This is a genomic window from Nodosilinea sp. AN01ver1 (assembly GCF_050565655.1).
Taxonomy (GTDB): domain Bacteria; phylum Cyanobacteriota; class Cyanobacteriia; order Phormidesmidales; family Phormidesmidaceae; genus Nodosilinea.
This window is the reverse complement of record NZ_JBNXVS010000127.1, coordinates 1-1,241: the sequence shown is the minus strand read 5'-3', so window position 1 is coordinate 1,241 and position 1,241 is coordinate 1. Positions and strand designations below refer to the sequence as shown.

Annotated in this window: 1 protein-coding gene; it reads left to right on the top strand. The window is 40.0% G+C overall.

All coding sequences use genetic code 11. The annotated features are described in order from the left end of the window. Positions 1–163: 163 nt before the first annotated feature. Positions 164–1,186 (top strand): tetratricopeptide repeat protein, encoded by a 1,023-nt coding sequence (locus ACQ4N7_RS30245; RefSeq protein WP_430715124.1) that lies wholly within the window; start codon positions 164–166, stop codon positions 1,184–1,186. The last annotated feature ends 55 nt before the right edge of the window (positions 1,187–1,241 follow it).

The following is a 1,241-nucleotide window of genomic DNA, read 5'->3' as shown; positions in this document are numbered from 1 at the left end:
CGCACGGACTCATCAAGTCCTACAAGAAGCGATTGAATCTGCTTATTCTCAAGTCACTTTAAAGGATATTCGCAGCTGGTTCACAAATGACTGTTACTGTACCTCATCCGAATGAGAACCGCTATATATCGATCAAGTCCGGTATGGCGAGGCTGAGACTCTGTTGAAAGATTCTCTAGAGCGACATCAACTACAGCTTGGCCAAAATCATGAAGGCTCAATAAAAATTCTTAGAGACCTCAGTCTTATCTATCGATATCATAATCAACCCTATCGGGCCGAAGAAAATCTTTTGAAAATCGTTGAATACTATCGATCTAAGTTGAAGGAAGATGACTCTCTAGAAGACTTCCGAGCGATTAACAGGGCGTTGTCCAGCCTCATTATCTTCTACATTGGCCAAGGCAAATATCAAACCGCAGAAACCTTATTTAAAGAGCGCCTCGATATCAGTCAGCAACATGTGAAGGCTATTGAAAGAAGAATTACTCAGATAAACTCAAATTCACCTGAGGGAATATCATTAAGCTATCATCATAGCTACGCCTCGCAAGAAATCTTGCATATTATGGAATCATTGGCTAGATTTTACCTGCTTGAAAATCGCTATTCAGAAGCCGAAAAAGTGCTGCTAGAAGCTAGGTTTCTGGCGCTAGAAGATAGATCGCTTTTCAATATTGATATAAGCCTTGTAGAGATGTATATTGACCACGGAGAATATAATAAAGCGAAAAACCTATTGAATAATCTTGAGAAAACACTAGCTATTGACGAATTCGATCTAGATGCTATAGAGGATGTATTTTTACGTATAAGATTTTTGGATTTTCTGCATTGGCGGCATCATTTATCCATGCTCCAAGAAGACTATTCATCCGCCTTGGATGCTATTCATCAAAAGCGAAAGCTAATTCAAAGTAGTGATTTTCAAAGTGTGTCGTATTCCAATTATATCAATTCAGGATATTATCAAGACCTGGCAATAATCTATGGCTTGATGGGTGAATATGATAAATATGTAGCGTTGCTTGGCCAGGTTGGAGATGCGGAAGAAGATATTCTTGGTACCCAAATCTTAGGCGGAACTGAATCTCAAAAACAAGCATTGCTCAACAGCCAGGGCTATTTCATTCTAAAAACGGTCTTGAGTGTATCTAGGCCGAATTTACAGAATCGTTCAGCCTGAGCCATATTGGAGAAGGCGTTGGAGCGGTAGAGATTGAGCGCGAAGTTACGAGCGA